Here is a 22,322-nt window from a genome sequence, read left to right as displayed (position 1 = left end):
TGGGTGCTTTTTGTGGGGTCCCCGCGGGTGGGGGGGCGGGGGGGGGGGGGGGCGGGGCCCCCCGGGGGGGGGGGGGGGCCCCCCCCCGGCGGGGCGGGTCAGGAGGGGAGCGAACGCCGGTCGGTCAGCGGCGTCATACGGGCCCGCGCGAGCAGCCGCGACAGCGTGCCGGCGTCCGTCAGGGGTCCGTCGATGCCGACCGAGGCGGTGTCCAGCAGCCGTTCGGCCACCGCGACACCGGCCGCGTCGGAGGACCCGCCGCGGTCGTGCAGCCCCAGGACGAACGCGGGCTCCTCGTCCGGGTCACCGGCCACGTCGACGAGCCGTACCACGAGGTCGTCGCGGTGGAAGACGGTCGCGGCGAGGACCGGGCCGTCGGGGGTGTAGACGGCGGAGGCGTCCTGCCGGGCCAGCAGCCGGGCGAGTTCGGGACCCGCGCCGGGCCGCACCGGGTAGAGCAGCGCGCACCGCTGCGGGCGGGCCTCGGCCCCGGTCGCGGACGCCACGTGGTGGACGGCCGGCATGGCCGCCAGCGTGAAGAACCGGCGGGCGGAGTGCGGGTCGTTCAGGTCGCGGTCCTGCTCCAGGTAGGGGTTGAGGGCCTCCTCGACGGCCCGCACCCCGGGCTGCCGGGCGACGTGGCGCAGCGCGGACTGCAGGTCGCCCCGCACCTCCACGGCCCGCACGATCCGGTTGCCGTGCATGAACAGCGACGTGCGCAGCAGCCGGGTGGCCTCGTCGACCTGGGCCTCGGGTGAGGCGTAGTTGGACAGCAGCTCGGCGACCTTGGCCTCGCTGCCGGGCCGCACGGTGAAGGTCAGGGCGTGCCGGACGACGTTGCTCCCGACCCGGGGAGCGGCCCGCAGCTCCTCGCCGGCCGCGGCGGGTGCCTCGGTGCCGTCGGCCAGGGTCTCCCGCAGCACGCTGTAGCGCAGGGAGCGGGTGTCGCGGACGCAGGTCTGCAGCGGCTCGACCGCCGACAGGTGCTCGTCGCTGTTGACCCACGCCAGGAAGGGCGCCGCGCTCTCCCATTCGCTGGTGAGGAGCCACTGCGTGGGGTTCTCCAGGGACTGGCACAGCTGGTCGCTGACGTGTCCCGGCACGGCCGCGACCCGGTGACGGATGCGCTCGTAGGCGTTGAGGAACTCCTGCTGCATGCCGTCGTGGATGTCCAGCATCAGCACGACCCGCACGCGGGATCCGTCGAACGCCGATATCGAGACGCCGCCCGCGTCCGCGGACACGGCGGCCGTCGCCCCGGCACCCATGGCTGCGGCATCCGCCGATCCGGCATCCGACGACACGACGGGAGAGACCGTCATCCGGCCCACCTCTTCTCGGGGGAACTTCCTCGTGGACTGGGGGAGTACGACCGTCGCCGCGCGCGCCGCGTACGGCGGGGTGCGCCGGTCGCACAAACACGATCGTGGGCCGTGCCCGCGGGGACCGCGAACCAGGCGGGACAAGCGGGTGAAGCCTGAGCCGCCGCGGGCGTCACGGGGCATGCATGAAGCCCCGGCCCCTGCATGTCACGGGAGCTGCCACTCGACGACGGCCCGACCGCGGCCCGACGCAACGGAGGACGAGCGATGAACGAAAGAGCCGGTCGATCGGAAGCCGGGGCCCACCGCGTCCCGGTATTGATCGTCGGAGGCAGCCTGGTCGGCCTGTCGACCTCGGTTTTCCTGGGTCGGCTCGGTGTCCGGCACACGCTGGTGGAGCGCCACGCCGGCACCTCCATTCATCCCCGGGGACGGGGCAACAACGTCCGCACGATGGAGCTCTTCCGGGTGTCGGGCACCGAGCCGGACATCCGGCGGGCCGCCGCCACGCTGGCCGACAACCACGGCATCCTCCAGACGCCGACCCTGGTCGGCGACGCGGGGGAGTGGCTGTTCAAGAAGATCGACCCCGGCAACGGCCTGGCCCGGTTCAGCCCCAGCGGGTGGTGCCTGTGCAGCCAGAACGACCTGGAGCCCGAACTCCTCACCCACGCCCGCCGGCTGGGCGGCGACCTGCGCTTCGGTACGCAGCTGCAGTCGTTCGACGCGGACGCCGACGGGGTCACGGCGGTCGTCGAGAACCGTGAGAGCGGCGAGCGCACCACGATCCGCGCGGACTACCTGGTGGCGGCCGACGGTCCCCGCAGCCCCGTGCGCGAGAAGCTCGGCATCGGACAGAGCGGCCCCGGCGACCTGTTCCACAACATCAGCATCACGTTCCGCTCCCGCCGGCTCGCCGACGTCGTGGGCGACCGCCGCTTCATCGTCTGCTACCTCACGGCCCCGGACGCGGACGGCGCCCTGCTCCCGGTGGACAACCGCGAGAACTGGGTCTTCCACGCCCCGTGGCACCCGGAGAACGGCGAGACGGTGGAGGACTTCACCGACGAGCGCTGCTCCGACCACATCCGCCGCGCGGTGGGCGACCCGGACCTCGACGTCGAGATCACCGGCCGGGCCCCGTGGCACGCCGCCCAGCGCGTCGCCCGCAGCTACCGCTCGGGCCGGGTCCTGCTGGCCGGCGACTCGGCCCACGAGATGTCCCCGACCGGCGCGTTCGGCTCCAACACCGGCATCCAGGACGCCCACAACCTCGCCTGGAAACTGGCCGCCGTCCTCGACGGCTGGGCCGGTGACGGCCTCCTCGACACCTACGACGGCGAACGCCGCCCGGTCGCGGAGGCCACCAGCGCCCGCGCCGCCGCCCGGTCGGCCGAGCACAGCCACCCCGGCTTCGCCCCGCCCCCGGCCGCGGGAGGCGGCGGCGGCCCGCAGCGCGGCATCCTCAACGTCGCCCTCGGCTACCGCTACCCCCAGGGCGCGGTCGTCGGCGCCGACCCGGCGACGCCGGTGGTCCCGGAGGAGCTCTCGCTGACCGGCGAACCCGGCAGCAGGGCCCCGCACCTGTGGCTGCTGCGCGGCGAGGAGCGCGTCTCCACGCTCGACCTCTACGAGCGTTCCCTCGTCCTGCTCAGCGACGCCACCGAGCCCAGCGGCTGGCACGAGGCGGCGACCCGGCTGGCCCACGAGATGAGCCTCCCGCTGACGCCGTACCGGGTGGGCAAGTCGCCGGACGCCGACCTGCTGCCCGAGAACGACGACACCGACTGGGCGAAGGCCCACGGCGTGACGCGCGGCGGGGCGGTCCTGGTGCGCCCGGACGGCTTCGTGGCGTGGCGGTCCCCGGGGCCCGCGCCGGACCCCGCGGCGACGCTGCGTCAGGTGGTGAGGTCGGTCCTGTCCCTGGCCTGACCCGCGGGCCGGGGTCCACGCCGTGCCGCCGGGCGCGTCCCCGCACGGACGTCCCGGCGGCCGGTCCCGCGGTGCACGCCGTCACCGGAGCGGCCGCGGGGCGCGGTCAGTGGCCGCGCAGCCGGGCGAGCGTGGCGTCGAGGTCGGCGCGGTGGGGCCGGTTGTGGGGGAGCCTGCCGAGCAGGGCCGCCATGCCGCAGGTGTCGGTGAGCGCCGAGAAGACCAGCCCGCCCGCGATGCCCGCGGACAGCAGCTGGAAGGCCGGGTGCACGAGCAGGCCGAGCAGGAGTCCGAGCAGGACCAGGGTCCCGGCGGTGAACCGGACCTGGCGCTCCATGCCCCAGCGGGCCTTCTGGCCGCCCGCCGGCCGGTCGAGCGGGTGCCCCTGCGCGGCCCAGGCCCCGGTGCCTCCGACGAGGGTCGCGGCCCGGACACCGTGCTCGGCGAGGACGCGGCAGGCGTTCGCGGAGCGGTTGCCGGAGGCGCAGACGACGAGCACGTCCCCGCGCTCGGCGGCGGCCCGCAGCTCGGGCAGGGCCTGCCGGAGCCGGTCCAGCGGCACGTTGTGGGCGCCCGGCAGGTGACCGCCGCCGTACTCGCCGGGGGTGCGGACGTCGACGACGGTGAGTTCGTGCAGGCGGGAGTGGGCCTGGCGGGGGTCCAGGGTGTCGGGGGCGGCGGGGGTGGTCATGGGGAGGTCCTTCCTGTGGAGGTCGATGGTGCTGCGGGGAGAGGTGCCGTCGTCGCTCACGGGAGGAGCGCGTCGACGAGCATGAAGAGGGCCACCGCGAGGAGCGCGTAGGCGAAGACGGTCTGCAGGGTCCGGCCCTTGACCTTGTCGGCCAGGCGTCTGCCGTCCCAGGCGCCGAGGACCGCCGCCGCGGTGAAGGGCCCGACGACGGCCCAGTCCAGGTGCGTCCCGGTGCCCGCCCGGGCGCCGAGGGCGGCCAGGGAGTTGACGGTGATGACGAGGAGGCTCGTGCCGACGGCCCGGCGCATGGCCAGACCCAGCACGCCCACCAGCGCCGGGACGGCGAGGAAGCCGCCGCCCACGCCCAGGAACCCGGTCACCGCACCGAGCCCGGCACCGACGGCACCGGCCTTCCCGGGGCGGACGGGGCGGCCGGACGGCTCGGTGGCCGGGGACCGCAGCATCCGCCGGGCGGCCAGCGCGGCGACGGCCGAGAAGGCCACGACCAGCGCCGTCTCGGGCACCCGGCCGGCCAGTGCGCCGGCGAGCATCGCGGGCACGACACCCGCGGCGGCGAACAGCAGCCCGGTGCGCCAGGCGACGTTGCCGTCCCGGGCGTGCCCGGTCAGCGCGGTGACGGAGGTGAGGGTGACGATCACGAGGGCGGCCGTCGTCGCGTCGGCCGGGTCGAAGTGGAGCAGGTAGATCAGGGCGGGCACGGCGAGGACGCTGCCGCCCCCGCCGAGGCCGCCCAGGGCCAGGCCGACGACGGCACCGGCGACGAGCGCGGCGATCAGGGCGGTCATGCCGCGCGGTCGGTCCGGTCGGTCACCGTCAGCCCGGCGGCGCCGGCGGCGTCGAAACCGTCGTCGACGGCCACGACGTCGCGTCCCGCGGCGTCCAGCAGCGACGCGGCGATCGCGGCCCGCATGCCGCCCGCGCAGTGCACCCACACGGTGCCGGCCGGCACCTCGTCCAGCCGCTCGCGCAGCTCGTGGACCGGGATGTGCACGGAGCCCGCGATGTGTCCGGCGGCCCGCTCGGAGTCCCGCCGTACGTCGAGGACGACCACGCCGTCCGTGCCGCGTCCGGCCAGTCCGGCGAACGTCGACCGCGGGAACGACACCGGCCGCCCGCCCTCGGGCACCCACTCCTCGGGCGTCCCGGTCGCGGCGCTCGCGGGGCGGTCGATGCCGACCCGGACCAGCTCGCGCTGGGCGGCGGCCACCTGTTCCGGCGACTCGGCGAGCAGCGTGACGGGCTTGCCCCAGGGGATCAGCCAGGCGAGGTAGGTGGCGAGCTTGCCGTCCGCCTCGAAGTTGTACGACCCGGCGACGTGGCCCTCGGCGAACGCGACGCGGCTGCGCAGGTCCACCACCCACTCGCCCGCCGCCAGCCGGGCGGCGATCTCGTCGGCGTCGGCGACGGCCGGCGGGGTCAGGTCGACCGGGGCGGGACCGCCCGCGTTGGCCGGGCTCATGTGGGTGTAGTAGGCGGGCACGTCGTCCAGCTCCGCCAGGAGCCGGGCCACGAAGGCGTCGACGTCCTCGGTCAGCGCGGCGTTGACGGCCTTCTCCCGGCCGATCGTGGTGGCGTCCCCGTCGGCCTGCGCGGAGGAGCAGAAGCTCCCGAAGCCGTGCGTCGGCAGGACGGACGTCTCGTCCGGCAGCTCCGCGGCCAGGCGGTGCGCGGAGGCGTGCTGGGCCCGGGCCAGCCGCTCGGTCAGGCGCGGCTCGACCAGGTCCGGACGCCCCACGGTGCCGATCAGCAGCGAGCCGCCGGTGAACGCCGCGACCGGCACGCCGTCCTCCCGCAGCACGTACGAGGTGTGGTGCGGGGTGTGGCCCGGGGTGGCCACCGCCCGCAGCTCCAGCCCGGTGTCGACGCCGACCGTGTCACCGTCCGCCACGGGCACCCGCGAGAAGGAGACGCCGGCGCCGGCCGGCACCAGGTACACGGCACCCGTCACCCGGGCCAGCTCCAGACCACCGCTGACGTAGTCGTTGTGGAGGTGGGTCTCCACCACGTGGGATATCCGCACCCCGCGCCGTGCGGCCACCGCCAGGACCTGGTCGATGTCGCGCGGCGGATCGACCACGACCGCGTTCCGCGCGCCGCCGGCCAGGTAGGAACGGTTGCCGAGACCTTCCAGCTCGAGGGTGTCGACGAAGAACATCCGGAAACTCCTTCACAGGGAAGATTACCCCCCCGGGTATGTCTTCCACCGTAACACGGGTACCCCGGGGGGTATATTCCATCGTCTTCGGCCACGGTCGCCGGCCGTGCGGGGACGGACGTTCGCCGCCCCGCGCCACCTGTCCCGGAGCCGTGAAGTGCGGCACTGTGTCCCCCGACTGCCCGCGCCACTCCAGGGGGGAATCCGCGTTGTGGGAGCAGCTGCCCGCGCTGACCGGTGTCGTCGTAGGAGCGGCCGGCTCCTACCTGGCCACCAGCCTCACGGAGCGGAGCCGCTGGCGGCGGGCCCGCGCGGAACGCTGGGACCAGCGCAGACTGGACACCTACGCCGCCTACGCCAACGCCCTGAAGCACCAGATCAACATCGCGCAGCGCATGGGGGCGGCCCGGGGGTTCCGGCACGCCGTCGACCCCCTGGACCCGGAGCAGGGCCTCGCCCAGCTCGCCGAGGCCGAGACGCGGCGCGCGGCCGAGTGGGAGTCCGTGCTGCTCGTCGGCGACGCCGAGACCGTCGCGGCGGCCCGCGCGTGGCACGAGGCCGTGTGGAACGTCGAGCTCTACGCGCGCGGCGACCGGGACGACCCCGCCGGCTGGGAGGACGCCGTCCGGCGCATGAGCCGGGCGCGTGACGCCTTCTACACCCTCGCCCGCCGCGACCTGGGCATCGCGGGCCCGCCCCCGCCGTCCGGGAACTGGCCCCGGGTCTGGCAGCGCGACGGGACGGCCTGACGCCCGCGGCCGGCCGCGTGATCAGTGTTGTCAGCGTTGTCAGTGCTGCCTGCCATCATCCGGCCATGCTGAACGACGCCTTGGGGACCCGGGACCGGGAAAGGGGCCCGACGGGCCCCGCCGACCTGCTGATGCGCGCGCTGACCGACCCGGACTTCGGCGAGGACGGCCACCCCGACCCGGCGGAGGTCTCCGACGAGGAGCTCGGCACCCTGCTCGTCGCGGCCCTGCGGACGGACCCCTCGGCCCCGCGCACGATGCGCACGGCCGGCCAGGCGATACGCGCCGAGGCCAGGGAACGGCAGCCGCGCTTCACACCCGCCGCCTGCCGCCGGCTGTTCGACCTGCTCGTCGAGGAGTCCGAGGAGCACGGCGGGGCCGACCTCACCCTGGGCCTGGACGCACTCCAGCACTGCACGGGACCGCTGCCCGACGTGTCCCGGCCGGCCCGCGCCCTGGTCGGGGCGCAGCTGGAGAAGGACAGCGTGCGCCGGCCGTACGCGCTGCTCGCGGTCGCGACGCTCGCCGGCGACGAGACGCTCGGCGCGGCCGTGGCACGGCTCTCCCGCGACGTCGGCCCCATCGTCGCCGACGAGACGGCCGTCATCGCCGGACTCACCCTGCCCGAACAGACGGCGCTGTCCGGGACGGACCGGGACAGCAGGTTCGTCCCGCCGCACGTCGACGCGTGGCGGCGGTCGGCCGACAGCCCGGCGTACGTGGCGTTCGCCCGCCGCGCGCTGGAGGCGGCCGCCGACCGCACCGACGCGATCCGCGCGGGCGAGATCCCCTACCGGGCGGACAAGGCCTTCACCGACCGCGAGATCACCTCGCTCGGCCAGGCCCTGCGGGTCGCACTGCTGCGCGACGAACCCTGGCTGCCCGGTCTGTTCGACCGGCTCCTGCCCGGCCTCGCCCTCGCCCCGACGGCGGCGAGGACGCTCCCCTCCCAGGCCCTGCTGTACGAAGTGGTGCGCGCCGCCCAGGACTTCCCGACACCCGAGCTGGTCACCGCGATCCGCACCGTGCGCCGGACCGTCCGGCACGCCGGGGTGCCCAAGCAGCTGGGCAGGATGCTCAAGAAGGTGGACGCCGCCCTGGCCGAACGCACCGACGTGGCACTGCGGCTGCCCCGGACGGACTTCACCGCCGTCGACGGGGGCTCCGCCGCGGGCGGCGTCCTGCGCCGGACGGCCGGGGACTACGAGGCGGTCGTCACGGTCACCGAGACCGCCACGCTGACCTGGGAGAAGGACGGCCGCCCGCTGCGTTCCGTACCGGCGCCGGTCCGCCGCGACCACGCCGCCCTGGTCAGGGAGCTGCGTGACCTGGTGAAGCGGCTGAACGCCCAGCTCGCCACCCTCCTGCGGGCGCTGGAGGGCGGCTTCACCGTCGACACCGTCGACACCGTCCCCCCGTACGGCCGGTGGCGCGCCGAGCTGGCCGGCCATCCCCTCGCCCGGACCCTCGTGGGCCGGCTGATCTGGGAGATCGAGGTCGCGCCCGGCGAGTGGCGGGCCGTGCTGCCGGAGACGGGCGAGGACCTCCCCGACGCGCCCGACGACGCCGCCGTACGGCTCTGGCACCCGCTGCGCTCCGAGCCGGACGCCGTACGGGCCTGGCGGGAGCTGCTCACCGAACGGCGCGTACGGCAGCCCTTCAAGCAGGCGTACCGCGAGATCTACCTCCTCACCCCGGCCGAGGAGCGCACCGGCACCTACTCGAACCGCTTCGCCGCCCATCTCGTCCACTACCGCCGGATGTTCGCCCTGTTCCGGGCCCGGGGATGGTCGAGCCGCCTGCTCGGTCCCTGGGACGACGGGGACGGCGACGAGGCCGAGCGCACCCTGGCGGCGGGGGAGTGGCGGGTCCGCTTCCGCCACACCTGGTCCGAATCCGTCGGCGACGACGAACTGGCCTCGACCGACCGGGTGTGCTTCGACCACCGCACGGAGGGCGCCTGGCGCGAGGCACGCCTCGCCGAGGTGCCCCCGCTGGTGTTCAGCGAGGCCATGCGCGACGTGGACCTCTTCGTCGGAGTGACCTCGATCGCCGCCGACCCCGACTGGACCGACGGGGGCGCCGGGCGCGCCTACTGGGAGCGGACCGCGTTCGGCGAGCTGACCGAGAGCGCCCTGGCACGCCGCGACGTGCTGGAGCGGCTCCTGCCCCGGCTGAAGATCGCCGACCGCTGCACGCTCGACGGCCGTTTCCTGCGGGTCCGGGGCGAGCTGCGCACGTACCGGATCCACCTCTTCTCGGCGAACATCCTGATGGAACCGGACGACAGCTACCTGTGCGTCGTCCCCGCCAGGCGCCCGGCGGACCGCGCGGTGTTCCTGCCCTTCGACGACGAACGGCTCGCCCTCATCCTCAGCAAGGCGTTCCTGCTGGCCGCCGACGACGCCATCACCGACGAGACCATCCTCCGCCAGATCCGGCGAGGTGCCTGATGGGCTCCGTGACCTTCCGGGACGAGACGGCGACGGGCAGGCTCGTCGCCGAGTGGGCGATGACCGGGCTGCCCGGACGGATGACGGTGCGGGAGCTGATCGGGCTCCGGGTCGGCGAGGAGGCCGCCCGGTACGACGCCCGCCCCGGCGACCGCTTCGACGGCCTGGTCCGCCCCGACGGCGCCGCACCGGACTCCGGCGGCCACCGTCTCCGCGCGCCCCGCCGCGTCGACGCGCGACGCCAGACCGAGGCGGCCGAGCGGGCCTTCCTCACCAACGGCTTCTTCGTCCTGAACGGCGACCGGCAACTGGAGCACCTCGACGACACCGTGGACCTCACGACCGGCCCCGTCCTGGTCTTCGTCAAGCTGATGGCCCTCGCCGGCGGCTGAGCCGGCACGTGAACCGGTGCTCGCCCGGCGGGAGGGCGGGCGCCGGTCCGGACGGCCGGGCCGCGCGCCTTCGCCACCAGGCGACCAGTACGCCGGTGAGCATGCAGCACACCAGGCCGGTCCGTGGCCCGGGTGTGCCCGGGGAGCGGCGCGGGGCGCGGGAGCCGGCCGACTCCGGCCGCCCGCGGAGCGGACTCGCCGGGGCGGCCTCGGCGGTGCCGGCCAGTTCCCGCTCGATACGCCGCCACACCCGGCCCGGAGGGGCCACGGGAAGATCCGCCTCCTCGACCGAGCGGACCGCGGTGACGATCCGGGTCATCACCCGCAGGTCCTCCCGGCAGCGTTCGCACCCCGCGATGTGCCGCAGGGCACGCACGTCGTCGGGCGGGACTCCGTTTCCCAGGGCCAGCTCCGCCAGGTGCGCCGGGTCGACATGTGGCACCGTCACCCTCCCGCCGGCTCCGCGGTGACGATCAGATTGGCCTGGTAGCCGCCGTCCTCGGGGACGAAGGGCGGCGCACAGGTGATCAGGGTCAGGACCGGTGGCCCGCCGCGGCGGAAGGCCGAGGCCGGGATGGCGTCCCTGGGCACCGTCGCGCGCGCCACGATGCGGTAGCCGGCCGGGTCGGCACCGGCCCGGCGGACCTCGACCCGGTCCCCGGGCTCCACGTCGTAGAGCGACGCGAACTCGCCGAGCTCTCCGGTGTCGCCGTCGACGTGCCCGACGAGCACCGCCGAGCCGTGGGCGCTCCCGGGGGCGGGGCCGAAGCGGTACCAGCCCGCGACGCCGGGGTCCGGCGGAACGGCCATGTCGCCCGCCCCGGTGACGCCCACCGGGCTCACCCGGGCGTCGAGACCCACCGAGCGCACCAGCACGCGCACGGGAGCGGCCGCATCGTCCACCGGCCGGGGGGAACGCGCCGCGCCCACCTGGACCGGCCGGTCGGGCGCGGCGGCGGACCGGGCGGGGGAACGGCCGAAGTCGGCCGGGGGCGACGCCTGCCGCGACGGCGCGGAGACGAGCGTGACGGCCGCCGCCCGAGCGGCGGCCGTCACGCCGAAACCGGTGAGCCGTCGTGCCACGTCACCCACGCCGGCCCGCGACCCGGCGCATCACCATCACGCCCGTGAGCGTGACCGCACCGGTCGCGGCAGCCCAGGCCAGCCACTGGTCGGAGGAGTTGGTGGAGGCCGCCGCCGCGCCGCTGCCGCCCGCGTGGACGCCCTTCGGCGCCGATTCCATGCCGCCGAGCGTCTGGGTCGCCAGGGCGAGGTTCTTGTCGGCCGCGCTGCCCCAGGCGTAGACGACGGTGTTGGTGCCCTCCTTGAGGTTCAGGTCGGCCGGGCCGATGGCCACGGTGTCGGTGCCGGCGAGCACCACGTCGGCCGAGACGGTGCCCGCGTCGACCACGGTGGTGTCCTGGTGGGGATTGGTCAGGCCCTTGAAGACCGGCTGTCCGCCCGCCCGGACGTCCACGGCCGGCGCGGCCGCCACATGGCGCACCGTCAGCCGGGACTGTCCGGCACCGACCTGGGAGACGTCGTTGACGAAGGACGTCAGCTCGGGCTTGCCGGCGGCGGAGAGGTGGGCGGCGATCGTGGCGTTCGCCCCCTCCGGTACCTTGACCTGCTTCTCGATGGTCGGGGTGCCGTCGGGCCCCTGGCCGGCCGGGAAGATCTTGATGTCGTAGGTGCCGGCGTCGAGGGACTGCGGGGCGGTCACCGTTCCGGGCTTGAAGTCGCCGAGGAGCTTGGTGCCGTTGGCGTAGACGTCGACGGTCAGTCCGGGGACGCCGTGGAAGACGGACACCGAGGCCTGGCCGGCCCCGCCCGCCGAGGGGGCGGCCAGGGCGGGGGCGGCGACGGAGAGCGCGAGGGCGCAGGCTCCGGCCGACGCGCCGAGGATGAGGGGGGTCCGGGAGTTCATGGGGATCATCCCTTCGAGGAGTTGCGTCGTTCGCGCAGTCTCATGAGTGGTTTCGGGCTCCGGCGCCGCCGCGGATGCGGGGGACGGGACCTTCTCGCGGCGCCCTAGGCGGCGGCCTCGTCGGCCCGGCCCCGGACGACCGCCTCGCGCAGCCGGTGCAGGCCCCGGCGGGTGTGGCTCTTCACGGTGCCCAGGGGCATGCCGGTGCGCTCGGCGATCTGGGCCTGGGTGAGGTCCTGGTAGAAGGCCAGGCACAGCACCTCGCGCTGGCTGCGCGGCAGCCGGGACAGCGCGTCGACCAGGAGCACGCGGTCCAGGACCTCGTCCGCCGCGCCGGCCTCGGGCCGCCCCGCGTCGGCGTCGTGCGTGACGGTGTCGATCAGGGTGAGGCGCCTCGTCCGGGCGGCCAGCGCGTCGACGATCTTCCGGCGCGTGATGCCGACCAGCCAGCCGCCGAGCGGCCCCTTCTCGGGGTGGTAGCCGTTCCGTCCGCGCCAGGCGCCGAGGAACACCTGCTGGGTCACGTCCTCCGCCTCGTGCGCGTCACCGAGCGAGCGCGTGGCCATGCCGTGGACGAGCGCGCCCCAGCGCCGGTACACGGCCGCGAACGCCCGCTCGTCGGCGGCGAGCAGACCGCGGGCGAGTTCGTCCTCGTACCGGGTCTCCTGCGGGGCGCGAGCGGGTGCGGGTGCGTCGGTGTGTCGCGTGTTCGTGGTCATGACCTGTTCCTCCTGCCGTCGGTGCCGTACGTGGCGGAGGGCCGCCCGCGGAGCGGAGGGAGACGGCGTGTGCGCCGTTGTCACCGGCTCGTGCGCACCACTCTTCAGAGGCGAAACGACGCAAGCAACATGCGTCGCTTGTGCGTCGTAAGCTGGGTGTGTGGACATCGACGACGGCACGGACGACGAAACGGGCGGGGGGCCGGCCACCGGCGGGCTGACCACCGGCGAGGTGGCGAGGCGGCTGGGGGTGGCGCCCACGACGATCCGCTCCTGGGACCGCCGCTACGGACTCGGCCCGGCCGCGCACACCGGCGGCCGGCACCGGCGCTGGACCGCCGGGGACCTGGCCCGCCTGGAGCGGATGTGCGCCCTGACGGCGACCGGACTGCCCCCGGCCGAGGCCGCCCGCCTGGCCCTCGGCGGGACGGACGCGGTCACGCCCCCGCGTGCCGAGGACGGCCCCCCTGCCCCGCCGCCGGCGGCCCGCGCGCGCAGCCGGGCCGGAGCGGGGCTGAGACTCGGCGACGCCCGCCAGGAGTGCCGGGGAGTCGCCCGCGCGGCCCTGCGCCTCGACGCCGCCGCCCTCGACGACCTGCTGACCGGCGCGATCGAGAGGTACGGCCTGGTCACCGCCTGGACGGAGGTGATCATGCCGACCCTTCAGGCGGTCGGCCGCAAGTGGGAGAGCTCGGGGGAGCGGTACGTCGAGGTCGAGCACTTCCTGTCCTGGCACGTCTCCGGTGCGCTGCGCCGCCACGCGCCTCCCGTGCCGGCCGACCGCCCCGGCACCGTCACCGTGCTCGCCTGCGCGCCGGCCGAGAACCACACCCTGCCGCTCGAGGTGCTGGCCGCCGCCCTGACCGAACGCGGCCTGCCGATCCGCATGTTCGGCGGCTCGCTGCCCGTGGAGTCCCTCGTGGCCGCGGTCCGCAGGACGGGCCCGGCCGCGGTGGGCCTGTGGGCGCAGTCCCGGACCACGGCCAGCCGCCCCCTGGCCCGGCACATCGCGGCGATGGAGTGGGGCGTGCGGGGCGCGCGCAGGAAGCCGGCCGTCCTCACGCTCGGACCCGGCTGGGCCGGGCAGACCGCACCCGGGCTGCCGCACCCTCCCGGACTGGCCGAGGCCGTCGCGGTCGTCGAGTCCGTCGTACGCAGGTGACACGACGCCCCTCCTCGGGTACGCGCATGCGGCGGCCCGGTGTTCCGGCATCCGGGTGACAGCCGGCCGGATCACGGAAGCCGCATCCGGGGACGCCCGGCGCGGAGAACAGACGATGGAGCAAGAAGAACCGGTGCCCTTGCCTGCGACTGGGAGCGGAGTGTGGACCTCGACGGCGCGCGCGTACGGGTGGCCGGTGCCACCGGTGTCCGGGGCGGTGCGCCCGCCCCCGTGGCGGCGCCCGGCGCCCCGTACCCGACCGTGCCGACCAGCGGCCTCCGCGCCCGGCGGACCGGGCCCGGACGTGCGGTGCCGGCCCCCGCCGGCGCCGCGGACCCGGACGCCGGAGCGCCGCGCACCGCCGCAGGCACCGACGCTGGAGCGCCGCGCACCGCCGCGGACCGGGCACCCGCCGCCGAACGGCGCGCCGGGTGAGCCGGCCCCCCGAGGCCGCCGGGGAACGGTGCGACGTGGCCGTCCTCGGCGGCGGCGCCGCCGGACTCAGCCTCGCCCTCCGGCTCACCGCGTCCGCCTCCCCCCTCACCGTCACCCTCGTGGAGGCCCCCGACGGACCGCTGCGCCCTCCCGAACGGACCTGGTGCTACTGGGACCGCGGCACCGCCGACTTCGACGAGGCGGTCAGCGCCTCCTGGGCCACGCTGCGGGTGCACGGCGCCGACGGCCGCCCGGTCACCGTCCGGCCGTCGCCGCTGACCTACCGCATGCTCCGGTCCACGGACTTCGAGCGGCTGGTCCACACCCGGCTCGCCCGCACCCCGGGCGTACGCGTCCTGCGCGCGACGGCCGGCCCGGTGCGCGACACGGCCGACGGCGCGGAGGTGCCCTGCACCGGCCCCGACGGCCGGACGCTGTCCCTGCGGGCACGCCACGTCTTCGACTCCCGGCCGGACCCCACGCTTCCGCCCGCCCGCACACGGCTCCTCCAGCACTTCCGCGGCTGGTTCGTGCGCACCCGCACGGACCGCTTCGACCCCGGCGTCGCCGACCTGATGGACTTCCGGGTGCCGCAGCCGCGGCACGGGCTCGCCTTCGGCTACGTCCTCCCCACGGCCCCGGACCGGGCCCTCGTCGAGTACACCGAGTTCTCCCGCACACCGCTGACCACCGAGGCGTACGAGGCGGCACTGGCGCACTACTGCCGCGACGTCCTGCGGCTCGGCGCGTTCACGGTCGAGTCGGCGGAGCAGGGCGTCATCCCCATGACCGACGCCCGCTTCGCCCGGCGGGTCGGGCCGGCCGTCTTCCGGATCGGCACCGCCGGCGGCGCCACCCGCCCGGCGACCGGCTACACCTTCGCCGCCGTGCAGCGGCAGAGCCGGGCCATCGCCGCCGCCCTGCACGCGGGACGCGCGGACGTCCCCCCGCCGCACGGGCGCCGGGCCCTCGCCATGGACGCCGTGCTGCTGCGGGCCCTGGACACCGGGCGCGTCGACGGCCCTCGCTTCTTCACGGACCTCTTCCGCCGTGTCCCGCCCGAACGCCTGCTGCGCTTCCTCGACGGCGACACGACCCCCTGGGAGGAGTGGGGCATCGGCCTGCGCACCCCCGTCGGTCCCATGCTCCGGACCGCCGTCGAACTCCCCTTCCTGCCACGCCGTCCGCCACCCGCCCCACGAACCGGAGAGAACCCCCGATGACACTGCTGCGCGACCACGAACTGGCACGCGCCTTCGACCGCGCCTCCCACACCTACGACCGCCTGACGTCCCTCAACCCCGGCTACCGCACCGACCTGCTGCGCTCCGCGCACCGCCTGCGGCTGCCCCGGGCCGGGGCCGGGCTGCACGTGCTGGACCTCGGCTGCGGCACCGGCGCCTCCACCGCGGCCCTCCTGCGGGCCGCGCCGCGCGCCCGGATCACGGCCGTCGACGCCTCCTCCGGCATGCTGCGGCGCGCACTGGCCAAGCCGTGGCCCGACCGCGTGCGGTTCCGGCACCTGACCGCCGAAGAGGTGGCGACGGCCCAGGAGGGCCCGTACGACGCCGTGTTCGCCGCCTACCTGTTCCGCAACGTCACCGACCCGGACGGGCTCCTCGGGGCCGTCCGCTCGCTGCTGCGGCCGGGCGGCCGGCTCGCCGTCCACGAGTACAGCCTCAGCGGCTCCGCCGCCCACCGGGCCCTGTGGACCGCGGTGTGCCACGGCGTGATCATCCCCGCGGGCACGCTGAGCGGCGACCGCGCCCTCTACCGGCACCTGTGGCGCAGCGTCCTCGACTTCGACACCGCCCCCGCCTTCACCGCACGCCTGGCGGACGCGGGCTTCACCGGCGTACGCGCCGCCCCCGTCGCCGGATGGCAGACCGGCATCGTGCACACCTTCACGGCCCGCAACGGCACCGGCGGCCCGGCCGCGGAGGACGCCCGATGACCGCCCGCCGCGGACGCGACCGCAAGGCCGAGATCCTCCAGCCCCCGCCCGGCCGGGCCCGGTTCGCCCCCGGCGACGCGCCCCGCGTCGCCGTGGCCGGCGGGGGCATCGCCGGCCTCGCGGCAGCCACCCTGCTGGCCGAACGGGGCGCCCGCGTCACCCTCTACGAGCGCGAGGAGTCGCTGGGCGGGCGCCTGGCCGGCTGGCCCACGCGGCTCTCCGACGGGTCCCCGGTGACCATGAGCCGCGGTTTCCACGCCTTCTTCCGCCAGTACTACAACCTGCGCGGCCTGCTGCGGCGCACCGACCCCGGCCTCGACCGCCTCCGGCCCCTGCCCGACTACCCGCTGCGGCACAGCGGCGGACTGACCGACAGCTTCGCCCGCGTCCCGCGCACCCCGCCGTTCAGCGCGCTCGGCTTCGTCGCCCTCAGCCCCACCTTCGGCTGGCGCGACCTCGCCGGCATGGACGCCCGCGCGGCCCTCCCGCTCCTCGACGTCCGCGTGCCGGAGGTCTACGAGCGCTTCGACGGCACGAGCGCCACGGCGTTCCTGGAACGCGTCCGCTTCCCCAAGGCCGCCCACCACCTGGCCTTCGAGGTGTTCTCCCGCAGCTTCTTCGCCGACCCGCGCGAACTGTCCGCCGCGGAACTGCTGCTGATGTTCCACATCTACTTCCTCGGCTCCGCGGAGGGCCTGCTCTTCGACGTCCCCGCCGAGCCCTTCCCGCAGGCCCTGTGGGAGCCGCTCGGCGACTACCTCCAGCGCCTGGGCGCCGACCTGCGCACCGGCACCCCCGTGCGCGGCGTCCACCCCGACGACGCCGGGGGAGTCCAGGTGCGGACGGACGGCACCCTGGACCGCCACGACGCCGCGGTCCTCGCCCTCGACCCCGGCGCACTGCGCGGGGTGATCGCCGCGTCGCCCGACCTCGGCACGGAGCCCTGGCGCGACGACGTCGCCGCCCTGACGACCGCCCCGCCCTTCCTCGTCTCCCGGCTCTGGCTCGACCGGCCCGTCTCCGCCCACCGGCCCGGATTCCTCGGCACCAGCGGCTACGACGGCCTCGACAACATCAGCGTCCTCGACCGCTACGAGGGGGAGGCCGCCCGCTGGGCCGCCCGCACCGGCGGCTCCGTGGTCGAACTGCACGCCTACGCCGTCGCCGCCGGAGCGGCACCGGAGACCGTGCAGAACCGCCTGATCGCCGGCCTGCACCGGGTGTACCCGGAGACCCGGCGGGCGCGGATCGTGGACGCCCGGCACGAGTGGCGCGCCGACTGCCCCTTCTTCCCGGTCGGCTCCCACACGCGGCGCCCCACCGTCGCGACCCCCCACCCGAGGGTGACCCTGGCCGGCGACGCGATCCGCAGCGACCTGCCCGTGGCCCTGATGGAACGCGCGGCCACCACCGGGTTCCTGGCGGCCGGACGGCTCCTCGCGGACTGGGGGGTGCGCGGCCAGACGCTGTGGACGGTGCCCCGGGCCGGCCGGTCCGCGGCCCTGCGCGCCCTGAGCGGCATCGGGGGCGGCCGAGCAGCCCTCGGGGGGTGATGGGGGCGGGCCGGGCACCGCCCCCGGCCCTCACCCGGGGAAGCGGCCCGTACTGCGCAGCGCCCAGCGCCGCTCGGCGTACGCGAGGTCGTCGCGCCACAGCCGTCCGGCGGTCCGGCGCATCAGCGGGCGCAGTGCGGGCGCCGCGGCCCGCGCCAGGGCGAAGCCGCGCCGGTCCGAGGCGGCGACGACCGCCTCGACGACGGCGGTCCGCGGCCGGTCGGCGCCCGCGGCCGTCAGCGGCGTGGCGTGGGTCTCCACCACCGAGGTCCGGCCCTCCCCCTCGGTGATGCGCATGACGACCGTACGGGGCTCGGGCGCGGTGAACTCCGCCCGCACCGGCACCACCAGGCGGTCCGTCACCCGGAAGGAGACGTCGACGACGAAGGCGTCGTCGTCCTCGCCCCGGGGCGGCCGGGCGACGGTCAGGTCGACGAACGAGTAGGGGTGGAACCACGACCCGTGCCAGGGGTCGAGCCGGTTGGCGACCACGTCCTCGGGCTCGCACCGCCCGACGGCCGTGAAGACGGCGTCCACCCCGCTGCCCGCGGCCGGCCGCGCCGGGACCACGGGGCGTTCCGTCGGCTCCTCACCGCCGACCGAGTCCAGCCGGACCCACACCAGCACGCCGTCGTCGTGCACCGGGTAGGGGGCCCAGCCCGCGAACGGGCCGCCGTCCAGGCCCAGTCCGTGCCAGTGGCACACCAGCGTCCCGCACACCACCCGGCTGTCCCGGAGCGGCGCACCGAGGTGCGGGCACACGCCCGGGCCCGCGCGCAGCTCCCCGGAGTCCGACCGCCACAGCACGACCTCCGTCCCGCCGACGGTCCTGCCGTACGGGCGGCCCGCGCGCACCTCGCGCGAGGCGCCGACGACGAACCAGTTGCCGGAGGGACGGGCCGAGGCCCGTTTCAGCGCGTCGGCGATCAGCGCAGGCCGGGCCTCCCGCCAGGTCGGCGACTGGTTCGCCCAGTCCGCCCGGCGGCGTCGCCGCAGCGGCGGTGTCCAGCGGGCCCGGTCCGCCCGGTCGCTCATCCCACGGTTCCCTTCGACTCGAGCGGGGCGGCGTCCGGGCGGGGCGCCCGGCGCCCGGTGCGGGCCGCACGCCGGCGCGCGGCGGCGATCTGCACGACGCCGGCCGCCGCCACGGCCGCGCGGCGCCGGCGCGACACCACCGCCCGGCGGTGCAGGACCGTGTACCCCTGGTCCGCGATGGCGTCGAGGATGCCGCCGTAGAGGGTGAACGCCGTGCGGATGCAGGGGCGCGTGCGCGGGTCGAGCATCGGGATGCCCGCTTCGGCGGCCCGGTACTCCCGTCTCGTCAGGTCCTCCGCGGCGACGAGGGCCGCCCGGATGCGCGGGTCGGTGCGGCCCGTGCGCCGGCTCCACTCCAGCAGCGGCCGGTCCACGCCGTGGGCGCCGAGCAGATCCGCCGGCAGGTAGACGCGGCCCCGGTCCAGGTCCTCGCCGACGTCCCGCAGGAAGTTGGTGAGCTGGAAGGCCACCCCGAGGGCGGCCGCGTGCGGGGCGGCCTCCTCGCGGGGGACGACCGTGCCCAGCACGGGCAGCATCTGCAGTCCGATCACCGCGGCCGAGCCGTGCATGTAGCTCCGCAGGTCGGCGTAGGCCGGGTAGTCCGTGACGTGCAGGTCGCTGCGCATCGAGGCCAGGAAGTCCGCGAACAGCGTGTGCTCGATCCCGTACCGCCCGGCGGTGTCGGCCACCGCCCGCACCACCGGTTCGTCGCCCGCGCCGGTGCGCAGCCCGTGCGCGAGGTCCCCCTCCAGGGCTTTCAGCAGCCGGTCGCGTTCGGCGGGCGTCCGGGGCCGGTCGAGGTCGTCCACGATGTCGTCCGCCCAGCGGGCGAAGCCGTACAGCGCGTGCACGGCGGGCCGGCGCTCCACCGGCAGCAGGCGCGTGGCCAGGAAGTAGCTCCTGCCGTGGCGGGCGTTGAGCCGCCGGCACTCGGCGTAGGCGGCCCGCAAGGCGGGGTCGGTGATGCCTGCGGCGTCCAGTTCACGACGGGTCATGCGTGCCTTCCGCGGTCAGGGAGACGGCCCGGGCGCCGCGCGGTGCCGGACGGGTGGGGGCGCGACGGCCGGCGGGAGCCCCGCCGGTCACGCGGGCGGCGGCGAGCTTGCCGCTGATGAGCACCGTCGGCACACCGACGCCGGGGGTGGTGCCGCAGCCCGCGAGTACGACGTTCTCCAGGCCGCGCACCAGGTTGCGCGGGCGGAACGGGCCGGTCTGGGCGAAGGTGTGGGAGACGGAGAAGGGGCTGCCCGCCGCGTGCCCCTGCGCCGCCCAGTCCAGGGGCGTCACCAGCAGCTCCTCCTGGATGCCGGCCGCGAACCCGTCGAGTCCGCGGCGCTCCAGCTCGGCGACCAGGCTGTCGCGGTAGCGCGGACCCAGGTCGCGCCACTCGGCGCCGGAGGGGCCCACGTCGGTGTTCGGGCACGGCGCCAGGACGTAGTGCAGGTGCCTGCCGGGCGGCGCCAGGCCGGGGTCGTGCGTGGTCGGCCGGGTGATCAGCAGGGAGGGGTCGCTCATCAGCCGTCCCGAGCGGGTGAGTTCGTGGAAGGTGCGTTCCCAGGCGGCGCCGAAGGACAGGGTGTGGTGGGCGAGGCCGGGCCAGGTGCGGTCGGTCCCGGCGTGCAGGACGACGGCGGACGGCGAGTGCCGCAGCCGCACCGGGCGCCTGGGGGCGCGCCCCAGCAGGGCGTGCGCGGCGGGCAGCTCGCACGTCAGCACCACGGCGTCGCAGGCGACGCGTTCGCCCGAGGCCAGCCGCACCGCGCGGACCCGGCCCCCGGACCGCTCCAGCGAGGTCGCCTCGGCCGACCAGCGGAACTCGGCGCCCGCCCCCGCCGCCGCGTCGGCCATGCCGCGGGGCAGCGCGTGCATGCCGCCCTTGGGGAACCAGACACCGGCCACGGTGTCCATGTAGGCGATCACCGCGTACGCCGCGAGGGCCCTGGCCGGGGCCACCCCGGCGTACAGGGCCTGGAAGGAGAAGACCCGGCGCAGCCGCGGATCGGACAGGAAGCGGCCGATGCGCCGGTCCAGCCGCCCGAAACCGCCCAGCGCCGCCAGCCGGGCCAGGTCCGGGTGCAGCAGCTGGAAGGGGGAGTCGAAGTTGGTGTCGATGAACCGCCGCATCTGGGCCCGGTACAGCCGCTCCAGCCAGTCCCGCAGCCCCCGGTAACCGGCCGCCTCCGCCGGTCCCGCGAACCGTTCGACCTCGGCCTCCATCGCAGCGCCGTCGGTGTGGACGTCCAGCGAGCTGCCGTCCGCGAAAGCCGCCCGGTACGCCGGGTGCAGCGGCGTCAGCTCGACGTGGCGGGCGAGGCTGTCGCCCACGGCGGCGAACGCCTCGTCGGCCAGGTCCGGCATGGTCAGGACCGTGGGCCCGGTGTCCACCTCGTAGCCGCCCAGCCGCACCCGGCCCGCCCGGCCGCCCGGCCCGGCGTCCCGTTCGACGACCGTCACGCGGCGGCCGGCACCCAGCAGATGCAGGGCGCAGGCGAGCCCGGAGAGCCCGGCGCCCACCACGACGACGTGGTCCGTGGCACCCGGGACGGTCCTCACGCCGCCTCCCCGGCGCGCCGCGGCGCGGTCCCGGCCGCCCGCTCGACCAGGGCCGCGAACTCCCGCCGCACCGACGGCGCGGCACCGGACCGGTCGAAGTGCCGCAGGCTCGCCGCGGCCAGCTCCGTGATCCTCGCCTCGACGGCGGACCGCGCGCCCGTCCGTTCGAGCGCCGCCCGCATCCGGCGCACCGTGTCGTCGGACGCGGCGCGCGCACCGGGGGCGAGCGCGTCCGCTGCCTCCCGGTCACCGGAGTCCCCGGCGAGCCGGGAGCCGACGGCGAGCAGGCAGGTGAGCTTGCGGGTGCGGAGGTCGTCGTCGGCCGGCTTGCCCGTCTCGGCCGGGTCGCCGAACGCGCCCAGGAGGTCGTCGCGGAGCTGGAAGGCGAGGCCGGCACACCGTCCGGCGGAGCGCAGGGCGTCCAGGGCGGCGGTCTCGGCACCGGCCAGGGACGCGCCCAGGGCCAGCGGCCGCTCGACCGTGTACAGGGCGCTCTTGAGGGTGGCGATGGTCACCGCCTCGTCGACCCCGGAGGCGCCCGTGGCCTGCGCGTGGATGTCCCGGTACTGCCCGGCGACCATCTCGGTCCGCATGGCCTGCCACTCGCGGTGCAGCCGCGGGCCGTGCGGCGAGCCGAGGGCCGTCTCCGTCATCAGGTCGTCCGCCCAGGCCAGGGCGAGGTCACCGGCGAGCACGGCCGCGGAGGTCGCGAAGGCCTCGGGCGGGCCCGCCATGCGCGCGTCCTCGTGCATGCGGGCGAGGTCCACGTGCACCGCCGGTCCGCCGCGGCGCAGCGGGGACCCGTCCATCACGTCGTCGTGGATGAGCGCGCACGCCTGGACGAGTTCCAGGGCCGCGCCCGTGCGCAGCACCGCCGTGGCGTCCCCCGATCCGCCGGCCGCACGCCACCCGCACCACGCGAACGCCGTGCGCAGCCGCTTCCCGCCCCGCAGCACCAGCGAGGCGACGCGGCCGGCGACATCACGGGCGAACACCGGATCGGTGTCGCGGGCCCGCCCGAGCGCCTCGTCGAGGAGGCGCCCGAGCTCCGCCTCGACGGCCCGGGCCGCGTCGCGGGCCGTGAGCGGACCGTCGACCCTCCCGACCTGTTCGGCCACCGTGGGCCGCAGTCCCAGCATGGACAACCCCTTGTCGCTCTCGATCACCCGCACACCAGTGCTTCGGCTGAGTGCCCCGCTATGGATGCGCCGACTCCTGATCGGCGGGCGGGCCGCCCGGATGACGGTCACTCCACCGGCCCAGCACCGG

At 76.2% G+C, this 22,322-nt stretch carries 21 protein-coding genes; 9 read left to right on the top strand and 12 right to left on the bottom strand.

Annotated features, from left to right (window positions below):
* Positions 1 to 98: 98 nt before the first annotated feature.
* Positions 99 to 1,322 carry a SchA/CurD-like domain-containing protein gene (locus ACFWJB_RS15875; RefSeq protein ID WP_385459452.1) on the bottom strand — a complete coding sequence of 408 codons (1,224 nt, stop codon included), beginning with the start codon at positions 1,320 to 1,322 and terminating at the stop codon, positions 99 to 101.
* 267 nt (positions 1,323 to 1,589) lie between these two features.
* Here ACFWJB_RS15875 and ACFWJB_RS15870 point away from each other — a divergent pair, with 267 nt between their 5' ends.
* Positions 1,590 to 3,254, top strand: coding sequence for an FAD-dependent oxidoreductase (locus tag ACFWJB_RS15870; protein ID WP_386922799.1), 1,665 nt, complete (start codon positions 1,590 to 1,592; stop codon positions 3,252 to 3,254).
* 106 nt (positions 3,255 to 3,360) lie between these two features.
* On the opposite strand, the gene ACFWJB_RS15865 is transcribed toward ACFWJB_RS15870, so the two are convergent.
* Genes ACFWJB_RS15865 through ACFWJB_RS15855 form a run of 3 tightly spaced genes read right to left on the bottom strand, consistent with a single transcriptional unit; the run spans position 3,361 to position 6,121 of the window.
* Positions 3,361 to 3,945, bottom strand: a complete 585-nt coding sequence (locus ACFWJB_RS15865) for a rhodanese-like domain-containing protein (RefSeq protein ID WP_385459569.1) — start codon at positions 3,943 to 3,945, stop codon at positions 3,361 to 3,363.
* A gap of 56 nt (positions 3,946 to 4,001) precedes the next feature.
* Positions 4,002 to 4,751, bottom strand: coding sequence for a sulfite exporter TauE/SafE family protein (locus ACFWJB_RS15860; protein WP_386922797.1), 750 nt, complete (start codon positions 4,749 to 4,751; stop codon positions 4,002 to 4,004).
* Positions 4,748 to 6,121, bottom strand: a complete 1,374-nt coding sequence (locus tag ACFWJB_RS15855) for a rhodanese-like domain-containing protein (RefSeq protein ID WP_385459446.1) — start codon at positions 6,119 to 6,121, stop codon at positions 4,748 to 4,750. Before ACFWJB_RS15855 ends, ACFWJB_RS15860 begins: the two co-directional genes overlap by 4 nt.
* A 209-nt stretch (positions 6,122 to 6,330) precedes the next feature.
* On the opposite strand from ACFWJB_RS15855, the gene ACFWJB_RS15850 reads away from it, so the two are divergent.
* The 3 genes from ACFWJB_RS15850 (at position 6,331) to ACFWJB_RS15840 (ending at position 9,715) form a co-directional block, all read left to right on the top strand.
* Entirely contained in the window at positions 6,331 to 6,870 is a 540-nt protein-coding gene (locus ACFWJB_RS15850) for a hypothetical protein (RefSeq protein ID WP_385459444.1), read from the top strand.
* A 65-nt stretch (positions 6,871 to 6,935) separates the two neighbouring features.
* Positions 6,936 to 9,323, top strand: a complete 2,388-nt coding sequence (locus tag ACFWJB_RS15845; RefSeq protein ID WP_386922796.1) for a DUF4132 domain-containing protein — start codon at positions 6,936 to 6,938, stop codon at positions 9,321 to 9,323.
* Positions 9,323 to 9,715: a hypothetical protein gene (locus ACFWJB_RS15840; protein ID WP_385459440.1), complete on the top strand. Its 393-nt coding sequence runs from the start codon at positions 9,323 to 9,325 to the stop codon at positions 9,713 to 9,715. Before ACFWJB_RS15845 ends, ACFWJB_RS15840 begins: the two co-directional genes overlap by 1 nt.
* On the opposite strand, the gene ACFWJB_RS15835 is transcribed toward ACFWJB_RS15840, so the two are convergent.
* From ACFWJB_RS15835 to ACFWJB_RS15820, 4 genes are all read right to left on the bottom strand, one after another.
* A complete protein-coding gene (locus ACFWJB_RS15835; RefSeq protein WP_386922794.1) occupies positions 9,687 to 10,163 on the bottom strand; it encodes a hypothetical protein in 477 nt (158 codons plus the stop codon). The genes ACFWJB_RS15840 and ACFWJB_RS15835 overlap by 29 nt on opposite strands.
* Complete coding sequence (locus tag ACFWJB_RS15830; RefSeq protein WP_386922792.1) at positions 10,160 to 10,798, bottom strand: class F sortase; 639 nt, start codon at positions 10,796 to 10,798, stop codon at positions 10,160 to 10,162. Before ACFWJB_RS15830 ends, ACFWJB_RS15835 begins: the two co-directional genes overlap by 4 nt.
* Before the next feature lies 1 nt (position 10,799).
* Positions 10,800 to 11,642, bottom strand: a complete 843-nt coding sequence (locus tag ACFWJB_RS15825) for a DUF4397 domain-containing protein (RefSeq protein ID WP_386922790.1) — start codon at positions 11,640 to 11,642, stop codon at positions 10,800 to 10,802.
* A gap of 104 nt (positions 11,643 to 11,746) precedes the next feature.
* Positions 11,747 to 12,361, bottom strand: a complete 615-nt coding sequence (locus ACFWJB_RS15820) for a sigma-70 family RNA polymerase sigma factor (protein WP_386922788.1) — start codon at positions 12,359 to 12,361, stop codon at positions 11,747 to 11,749.
* Positions 12,362 to 12,527: 166 nt separating this feature from the next.
* On the opposite strand from ACFWJB_RS15820, the gene ACFWJB_RS15815 reads away from it, so the two are divergent.
* From ACFWJB_RS15815 to ACFWJB_RS15795, 5 genes are all read left to right on the top strand, one after another.
* Positions 12,528 to 13,523 carry a MerR family transcriptional regulator gene (locus ACFWJB_RS15815; RefSeq protein WP_385470797.1) on the top strand — a complete coding sequence of 332 codons (996 nt, stop codon included), beginning with the start codon at positions 12,528 to 12,530 and terminating at the stop codon, positions 13,521 to 13,523.
* Positions 13,524 to 13,685: 162 nt separating this feature from the next.
* A complete protein-coding gene (locus ACFWJB_RS15810; protein ID WP_386922786.1) occupies positions 13,686 to 13,958 on the top strand; it encodes a hypothetical protein in 273 nt (90 codons plus the stop codon).
* Positions 13,955 to 15,181 (top strand): lycopene cyclase family protein, encoded by a 1,227-nt coding sequence (locus ACFWJB_RS15805; protein ID WP_385470786.1) that lies wholly within the window; start codon positions 13,955 to 13,957, stop codon positions 15,179 to 15,181. The genes ACFWJB_RS15810 and ACFWJB_RS15805 overlap by 4 nt, the downstream gene beginning before the upstream one ends.
* A complete protein-coding gene (locus ACFWJB_RS15800; RefSeq protein WP_386922784.1) occupies positions 15,178 to 15,912 on the top strand; it encodes a class I SAM-dependent methyltransferase in 735 nt (244 codons plus the stop codon). Before ACFWJB_RS15805 ends, ACFWJB_RS15800 begins: the two co-directional genes overlap by 4 nt.
* A complete protein-coding gene (locus tag ACFWJB_RS15795) occupies positions 15,909 to 17,465 on the top strand; it encodes an FAD-dependent oxidoreductase (RefSeq protein ID WP_386922782.1) in 1,557 nt (518 codons plus the stop codon). The genes ACFWJB_RS15800 and ACFWJB_RS15795 overlap by 4 nt, the downstream gene beginning before the upstream one ends.
* 30 nt (positions 17,466 to 17,495) lie before the next feature.
* Here ACFWJB_RS15795 and ACFWJB_RS15790 read toward each other — a convergent pair whose 3' ends face one another.
* The 4 genes from ACFWJB_RS15790 to ACFWJB_RS15775 are packed head-to-tail and all read right to left on the bottom strand — an operon-like array spanning position 17,496 to position 22,192.
* Positions 17,496 to 18,500: a DUF5914 domain-containing protein gene (locus ACFWJB_RS15790; protein WP_386922780.1), complete on the bottom strand. Its 1,005-nt coding sequence runs from the start codon at positions 18,498 to 18,500 to the stop codon at positions 17,496 to 17,498.
* Positions 18,497 to 19,495, bottom strand: a complete 999-nt coding sequence (locus ACFWJB_RS15785) for a phytoene/squalene synthase family protein (RefSeq protein WP_386922778.1) — start codon at positions 19,493 to 19,495, stop codon at positions 18,497 to 18,499. The genes ACFWJB_RS15790 and ACFWJB_RS15785 overlap by 4 nt, the downstream gene beginning before the upstream one ends.
* On the bottom strand, positions 19,482 to 21,053 hold the full coding sequence (locus tag ACFWJB_RS15780; protein WP_385470776.1) for a phytoene desaturase: 1,572 nt from the start codon (positions 21,051 to 21,053) through the stop codon (positions 19,482 to 19,484). The genes ACFWJB_RS15785 and ACFWJB_RS15780 overlap by 14 nt, the downstream gene beginning before the upstream one ends.
* Positions 21,050 to 22,192, bottom strand: a complete 1,143-nt coding sequence (locus ACFWJB_RS15775) for a polyprenyl synthetase family protein (protein WP_386922804.1) — start codon at positions 22,190 to 22,192, stop codon at positions 21,050 to 21,052. Before ACFWJB_RS15775 ends, ACFWJB_RS15780 begins: the two co-directional genes overlap by 4 nt.
* Positions 22,193 to 22,322: the final 130 nt, after the last annotated feature.

Source organism: Streptomyces sp. NPDC127100, assembly GCF_042724095.1.
Lineage (GTDB): Bacteria > Actinomycetota > Actinomycetes > Streptomycetales > Streptomycetaceae > Streptomyces.
Note: the sequence above shows the minus strand (reverse complement) of the source record. Positions and strands in the feature narration are given on the sequence as shown.

What these genes read in the sequence shown, in the direction of transcription:
- ACFWJB_RS15875 (WP_385459452.1), bottom strand. Translation starts at nt 1,322, where the DNA reads ATGACGGTCTCTCCCGTCGTGTCGTCGGATGCCGGATCGGCGGATGCC.
- ACFWJB_RS15870 (WP_386922799.1), top strand. Translation starts at nt 1,590, where the DNA reads ATGAACGAAAGAGCCGGTCGATCGGAAGCCGGGGCCCACCGCGTCCCG.
- ACFWJB_RS15865 (WP_385459569.1), bottom strand. Translation starts at nt 3,945, where the DNA reads ATGACCACCCCCGCCGCCCCCGACACCCTGGACCCCCGCCAGGCCCAC.
- ACFWJB_RS15860 (WP_386922797.1), bottom strand. Translation starts at nt 4,751, where the DNA reads ATGACCGCCCTGATCGCCGCGCTCGTCGCCGGTGCCGTCGTCGGCCTG.
- ACFWJB_RS15855 (WP_385459446.1), bottom strand. Translation starts at nt 6,121, where the DNA reads ATGTTCTTCGTCGACACCCTCGAGCTGGAAGGTCTCGGCAACCGTTCC.
- ACFWJB_RS15845 (WP_386922796.1), top strand. Translation starts at nt 6,936, where the DNA reads ATGCTGAACGACGCCTTGGGGACCCGGGACCGGGAAAGGGGCCCGACG.
- ACFWJB_RS15840 (WP_385459440.1), top strand. Translation starts at nt 9,323, where the DNA reads ATGGGCTCCGTGACCTTCCGGGACGAGACGGCGACGGGCAGGCTCGTC.
- ACFWJB_RS15825 (WP_386922790.1), bottom strand. Translation starts at nt 11,642, where the DNA reads ATGAACTCCCGGACCCCCCTCATCCTCGGCGCGTCGGCCGGAGCCTGC.
- ACFWJB_RS15820 (WP_386922788.1), bottom strand. Translation starts at nt 12,361, where the DNA reads ATGACCACGAACACGCGACACACCGACGCACCCGCACCCGCTCGCGCC.
- ACFWJB_RS15800 (WP_386922784.1), top strand. Translation starts at nt 15,178, where the DNA reads ATGACACTGCTGCGCGACCACGAACTGGCACGCGCCTTCGACCGCGCC.
- ACFWJB_RS15795 (WP_386922782.1), top strand. Translation starts at nt 15,909, where the DNA reads ATGACCGCCCGCCGCGGACGCGACCGCAAGGCCGAGATCCTCCAGCCC.
- ACFWJB_RS15790 (WP_386922780.1), bottom strand. Translation starts at nt 18,500, where the DNA reads ATGAGCGACCGGGCGGACCGGGCCCGCTGGACACCGCCGCTGCGGCGA.
- ACFWJB_RS15785 (WP_386922778.1), bottom strand. Translation starts at nt 19,495, where the DNA reads ATGACCCGTCGTGAACTGGACGCCGCAGGCATCACCGACCCCGCCTTG.
- ACFWJB_RS15775 (WP_386922804.1), bottom strand. Translation starts at nt 22,192, where the DNA reads ATGCTGGGACTGCGGCCCACGGTGGCCGAACAGGTCGGGAGGGTCGAC.